7 protein-coding genes are annotated in these 6,268 nt (G+C 35.1%); 5 read left to right on the forward strand and 2 right to left on the reverse strand.

The window, feature by feature from the left end; all coding sequences use genetic code 11:
- The first annotated feature begins 201 nt into the window (after nt 1–201).
- The 5 genes from ABIN61_08960 to mrdA all read left to right on the forward strand — a co-directional run bounded on the left by ABIN61_08960 (nt 202) and on the right by mrdA (nt 4,668).
- Complete coding sequence (locus tag ABIN61_08960) at nt 202–414, forward strand: hypothetical protein (protein MEO0294331.1); 213 nt, start codon at nt 202–204, stop codon at nt 412–414.
- A gap of 243 nt (nt 415–657) precedes the next feature.
- The gene (locus ABIN61_08965) at nt 658–1,704 is read left to right on the forward strand and encodes a rod shape-determining protein (protein MEO0294332.1); all 1,047 of its coding nucleotides are present in this window, start codon (nt 658–660) and stop codon (nt 1,702–1,704) included.
- A complete protein-coding gene (gene mreC / locus ABIN61_08970) occupies nt 1,704–2,450 on the forward strand; it encodes a rod shape-determining protein MreC (GenBank protein ID MEO0294333.1) in 747 nt (248 codons plus the stop codon). The genes ABIN61_08965 and mreC overlap by 1 nt, the downstream gene beginning before the upstream one ends.
- Nucleotides 2,447–2,908 carry a rod shape-determining protein MreD gene (gene mreD, locus ABIN61_08975; protein ID MEO0294334.1) on the forward strand — a complete coding sequence of 154 codons (462 nt, stop codon included), beginning with the start codon at nt 2,447–2,449 and terminating at the stop codon, nt 2,906–2,908. The genes mreC and mreD overlap by 4 nt, the downstream gene beginning before the upstream one ends.
- Nucleotides 2,905–4,668, forward strand: a complete 1,764-nt coding sequence (mrdA, locus tag ABIN61_08980; protein MEO0294335.1) for a penicillin-binding protein 2 — start codon at nt 2,905–2,907, stop codon at nt 4,666–4,668. The genes mreD and mrdA overlap by 4 nt, the downstream gene beginning before the upstream one ends.
- A gap of 59 nt (nt 4,669–4,727) precedes the next feature.
- Here mrdA and ABIN61_08985 read toward each other — a convergent pair whose 3' ends face one another.
- Nucleotides 4,728–5,261, reverse strand: a complete 534-nt coding sequence (locus ABIN61_08985) for a hypothetical protein (protein MEO0294336.1) — start codon at nt 5,259–5,261, stop codon at nt 4,728–4,730.
- A gap of 231 nt (nt 5,262–5,492) precedes the next feature.
- Nucleotides 5,493–5,993 carry an outer membrane beta-barrel protein gene (locus tag ABIN61_08990; GenBank protein ID MEO0294337.1) on the reverse strand — a complete coding sequence of 167 codons (501 nt, stop codon included), beginning with the start codon at nt 5,991–5,993 and terminating at the stop codon, nt 5,493–5,495.
- Nucleotides 5,994–6,268: the final 275 nt, after the last annotated feature.

A 6,268-nucleotide genomic window follows, 5' to 3' on the forward strand; every position in this document is an offset into this window, starting at 1 on the left:
TGAACTATTGGTTCACTCAAATCCAGTTCAGACGAGGAGTACGGTTGGAATCCAACGAGAAGACGAAATTTATAAGCCTCTTTCCCGAAATGGAGGTGTCTTTATGAAAAAAATGGGGGGTTGTCAGAAAATCATAAGCCTTGACAAAAGAAGAAAAAAATATATATTTACTTTTTAAATAGCAGAAAGGAGGATAAAGCAATGAGGAGACTTGCTTTCATATTATGTTTAATTTTATTAGTGGGGGGCTTTTATTGCAAGAAATCTTCTGCTGCAAAAGTAGAAGAACAAACTCCAGTAGAACAGACTGCTCCAGAAGCTGCTCCACAAGAACAGGTTGATACAACAGCTCAAGAAGAGGCTGCTCCAGCTGAAGAGGCTGCTCCAGCTGAAGAAGCTGCTCCTACAAAGTAAGAGTTCTTTGTAAAAAATCACCTGAAGTTCCAATTTTACTTGGGTTGCTTCAGGTGATTTTTTATTTTCTTTTAAAGATTGTTTACTTAGTTTTTATTTTTCTAAAACTTTATAAAATCCATCGTTCATAATCTCAAAACCTCCTTAGGCTATAAATCAGCTCTTTTAAGTTCACATATTGACATAGATTACCTCTTGACATAACTTTTCCTTTATATTAGCATATCCAAAAAGGGAGGATAAATGAAATTAAAATTCTTGTTTAAATGGTTGAATCTTGAGAGTTCAAATATGGCTATTGACCTTGGGACATCAAACACTCTGATTTATACAAAAAGTGATGGGATTGTCCTTGATGAAAACTCGATGGTTGCATATAACAAAAAAACTGGCGCCTTAATTACTGCAGGGAAAGAAGTGCTCAAAATGATTGGGAGAACCCCGGAAGATATTATAATCTCAAGACCTCTTGAAGATGGGGTGATAGCTGACTTTAAAATGGTTGAGAGTATGCTCCGGTTTTTCATAGAAAAAGTTCAAAAGAAAAAAATATTTATCCGTCCAAAAGTTTTAGTTGCTGTTCCTTCCGGGATTACCCCCGTGGAGAAGAAGGCTGTTGTAAATGCCTTAGAAGAGGCGGGAGCAAGAGAAGTTTTACTAATCGCAGAACCAATAGCTGGGGCTTTGGGGATGAATCTTCCTGTAGAAGAGCCAACAGGACATATGATTGTTGATATTGGTGGTGGGACAACTGAGGTGGCAGTAATTGCTCTTTCTGGGATAGTGAATAAGGTTTCTATAAAAATTGCAGGAGATGAATTAAATGAGGCAATTCAGACTTATCTATACAATGAATATAATATGGCAATAGGAATGGCTCTTGCTGAAGAAATAAAGAAAAGAATTGGTTCTGCTATTCCAGTTGAAGAAAAAGAAGAGATGGAAATGGAGATAAGTGGTTTGGACCTTGTAGATGGATTACCAAAATCAGTAAAGATAAAAACAAATGAAGTTTACGAAGCTATGAAAGATACCTTGGGTCTTATTAAAAATGCAGTTAAAAAAGCCTTGTCCGAGACTCCCCCTGAGCTTGCCTCTGATATAGTTGAAAAGGGTATATTTTTAACAGGAGGAGGAGCTCTTTTGAGAAATATAGACAAGATGTTCAAGGAAGAGACGGATCTTAAAGTGACAATTGCAGAGGACCCTCTTAAGTCTGTAGTAAAAGGAGCTGGGAAAGCTTTGGATAATATTAAAGAATACAAAAACCTTCTGATGGAGCCTGCATAATGAAAAAAAAGATCCTTCGGGTTTATCTTCTTCTTGTATTTCTTTCCATTATTTCTTTAGTTATTGATCGTGCTACAAATTTTAAATTGGGGAATAACATATATTTAATTTTTTCTCGCAATTTTAAAGTTCTTTTTTTTGATTTTCCAAAAAAGAAGAATTTTAAAGATTCACAACTTTTATTTAAGGTAGGGACTCTTTCCTATGAAAGTCAACTTTATAGAGAGTTAAAAAAAGAGAACGAAAAATTAAAAGAAATCTTAGAATTTAAAAATACCTATCCTAAAAAGGTAATCCCGGCTGAAATTGAAAATAAAAGCCCTTGGGAAATAAATCTCTCTTTTAGTATTGAAAAGGGTTCTCTCTCAGGAATTGAAGTAGGCGCTCCTGTAATAGGGCTTAAAGGTGTTATTGGTAAAGTTCTGAAAGTCGGAGAGAATTCTTCTATTATTCAAACACTAAAAAGCTACAATTCTGCGGTTTCGGTAAAAACAACGAGGAAAGAGATTAGAGGAATACTCAAATGGAATAGAAAGTTCTTTGTAGAGGGAATCCCTAAATTTGCAGACGTTAAGAAAGGGGACACTCTTGTTACATCAGGGGAAGGTTCTGTTTTCCCTAAGGGATTACCCATTGGAGTTGTCTCTTATATAAGTAAAACAGGAAACGATTATTCGCTTTTAGTAGAAGTAGAACCTTTTGAAGATCTTGAGAATTTAGAATTTGTGTTCATTTTAAAAAAATGAAATTTTTGGTATTTATATTACTTTCGTTCTTTGCTCTTTATCTTTCTTTAAATCCTTCTCTTATTTCTCCGAGAGATGGGATTTCAGCGAAACCCATAGTTATTCTTCTTTACTTTTTAACATTGTACTGGAGACCCATTTGGGCGCTTTTTGTTGCTTTTTTTCTTGGTTTTTTATACGAAATTAATCTTTCTGTTCTAACTGGGACTTACCCCTTTCTTTTTACTTCAATGGTTTTTGTATTAAGTGAAATTGAGAAAAAAATTTTTAAGTTTAAATTTAACTCTCTTGTTTTACTTGGTTCCTTTATTTTCTTTTTTGGACTTGTCCAGAGTTTAATAGAGGCAAGGAATGCAAAAATAATATTTTATAAGATTTTTACAGATTTAATCCCTGAGGTCATTTTTAACATCTTTATTGGTTTTGTAATTCTCTTTTTTATAAATAAAAGAAAATGAAAACACCAAAAATATTAATTATCTCTTTAGCTTTTGTTTTGATCCTAAGATTATTACAGCTTCAAATAATCCAAAAAGATTACTATAGAACTCTTTCCGAGAGAAACAGAATAAGAAGGGAAATATTATTGCCACCAAGGGGAAGGATTCTTTCAAGAGAAGGGGATATTCTTGCTGATTCCAGACCCTCTTTTTCCCTCACAATATATCCTCGTCAAATTCATTCTTTAGAAATAGAAAAATTATGCGATATTTTTAAAATGGATAAGGAAGAAATAGCAAGAAGGATAAACCCGAATTTTAGCAGTTGTAAGATTAAAAGGGTTTCTTTTGAAATTGCATCAAAAATAATAGAAAAACAAGAAGAATTCCCTTCAGTAAGGTTAATTACAGAGCCTGTGCGTTTTTACGAAAATGATAGAGTTTTTTCCCATCTAATAGGTTATGCTGGAGAGATAACTGAAGAGGAGTTAAAACTCTTAGGGAAAGATTATATGAGGGGAGATGTTATTGGGAAAAAGGGGGTTGAGTTACAGTATGAAGATTTTCTGAGAGGGGAAAGAGGAGCTTTCATTTACGAGGTTGACGCAAGAGGAGTAGTTGTAAAAAGCTTCGATGAATCATATGGAAAGACTTCTGAGAAAGGATATGATGTTTACCTTACAGTTTCAAAGGCTCTCACTATTTATGTAGATTCTCTTTTTTCAGAGTATCAAAGCGGGGCTTGTGTTGCAATGAATCCAAAAAATGGAGAGATTATTTTATATTATTCAAAACCAGGATATAAATCAAATAGATTTGCAGAAGGCATTTCTAAGGTAGAATGGGATAGTCTTAGAGAAGATGAAAAATCACCTCTTTGGGATAGGGTTATTGCAGGAGCATATCCTCCAGGGTCTATAGCGAAAATTTGGACAACATTAATAGCCTTAGAGAATAAGCTAATCAATAAAGAAAGCACTTTTCACCCTTGTGATAGTATCCTGAGAATTGGTAATCGCTATTTTGGTTGTTGGAAACCTCATGGAACTTTAAGACTCATAGATGCAATAATTCAGTCCTGTGATATATATTTCTACCAGGTGGGAATGCTTATGAGTCTTGAATTGATAGCAGATTATACAAAGAAGCTTGGATTTAACCAGAAGACAGGGATTGATTTACCTGGAGAGAGAATAGGATTTTTCCCAACAAGAGAATGGTATAACAAAAAATATGGAGGAAGAGGTTGGAGCAAAGGGGTTCTTGCCAACCTCGCAATTGGTCAAGGAGAAGTTCTAATAACTCCAATACAAGGAGTTACTTTTTTCTCTGCAGTTGCAAACGGAGGATGGACTTACAATCCTCATATTTTAAAAGAAGTTAAGGATAGAGAAGGCAACACAGTTGCAAGATCTAAGCCAAAAAAAATAGAACTGCCAGTTTCCAAAGAAAACTTAGAATTTGTAAAAGAGGCGATGAAAAATGTTGTAAATACACAAAAGGGAACTGCTTATCGTTCGAGATTAGAAAATATAATGGTTGCGGGAAAAACCGGAACTGCTCAAAATCCTCATGGAGAAGACCATTCTCTTTTCGTTGGGTTTGCTCCTTTTGAAGATCCAGAGATCGTGGTTTTTACAGTTGTAGAAAATGCGGGGCATGGGAGTGCTCATGCAGCTCCCATTACTACCAAAGTAATAAAAAGATACTTAGAAGGAATGAAAATGTTGAATAAGGAGGAAGAAAAAACTGGGATTATTAAATCTGAGGTAAGATAAACCTATAAACGAAAAGGCGTATCTTTAAAGATACGCCTTTTCGTTTTAAAATTTCTTTTTTACAGACTAAGTTTTATTCCTCCTCTAAGAGGAATGTGAGTAAGAGATGGATCTGAGAAGATCATTCCGTAGCCCACCTCGGCGAAAATTTTAACAATACCCACACTGTAATTCGCTCCAGCGTAGGCAAGGAAACCAAAATCGGTTTCGTTCTCTGGATCCGGTAGTGGATCCGGGAGGTCAGCACCTGATATTGCCATTTCTCCACCGATTCCAGCATAAAAACTCATAGGCGCTCCAGGAAGAACTAAATTATACTGCCCACTAAGCAAAATCAACATCGTAGTATTCTTGACATCTCCCTCGAAGCTCTTCCATGAATATTCAAAATCTCCACGCAGTCCAATTGGAATACCAGGAAGGGAAAACTCAATTAAGCCACCAATAGCAGGATATGTTTCGGTTTCAGAATCTTCTCCCTCAGGGACCATTAATTCTACTCCTCCATGGATTCCAATTCCAAGACCTAATGGACCTGCTAATAGTGAAACACTTCCAAACAATAAGATCACCCACAAAATTAACTTCTTCATATAACCTCCTTTTTAAGATATTTCTAAAATATTCTATAATATAAAAAAGTCAAGGTTTTTCTCAGTTAAATCGGTAATATCATTAAAGTGGTAAAATTATGAAATTCTCTTTCCTTATTCTCCAAATTTTGCGTTTTATTAATATTAAAAATAAAAAACGGAACTTTTCTTTCCGCTTTTTTATAAAAAGGACAGATGGTGCCATAAAAATTTAATTAATTCTGTCCTTCCTTACGGTATATAGTGAACTGCTCCGAGTTTAACTCCAAGTTCCATTCCCAGGCCTTCTGTGATGTAATAGGTGAACCCAAGGCCCACTCTTATTGCGTTATTCTGGGTTAAGAATAGCTCTCCACCTACCTCTGCAGGAATGCTTGAAATTCCATCGCCTACACTATTATATTCATATCCTGCGCCACCATAAACACCAAGCATCTGAGTTATTGGGAAGTGATAGAGAACCTTTGGACCAACTGTAAAATTTACTTCTGCTCCTTCCGCGGTTGAACCTACTATTCCAAGAAGAAGATCTATCTCAAGACCATTAATTACAAAATAACCAGCTTCTACTCCAGCTTCATAAACAATCTCATCATCTAGAAGATTATCATCATCATCCAAGAAATCTCCAACCGCTCCGCTAACAACTGTAATTGACTTTGTCCCAGCAGGAATTTGCGCAAAAAGACCAACTGCAAAAATCAGCATTAACATTACTAAAATCTTCCGCATAAACATACCTCCTTTAAGGTTTGTTTAGGCACCATCCGCCTTTTTATTTATATAAAAATATACAAAAAAAAGAATTTTAGTCAAGGGGTATTTTCTTGTCCTTGTTAAATCCAAAGCAGGTGGACACTTTGTGGAGGTTCTGGGGATAAAGAGGGTAGATTTAAATATAAACCTAAAAATTGTTGGTTAGAAGAATTAAGGAGTTGCAATGATTGTTAAAATAAATCTCCTCCTTTTAAAGACAAACAATGAAAGGAAGATATATGTTTTATTAT

It is taken from the genome of candidate division WOR-3 bacterium (genome assembly GCA_039804165.1).
Taxonomy (GTDB): domain Bacteria; phylum Hydrothermota; class UBA3072; order UBA3072; family UBA3072; genus JAFGHJ01.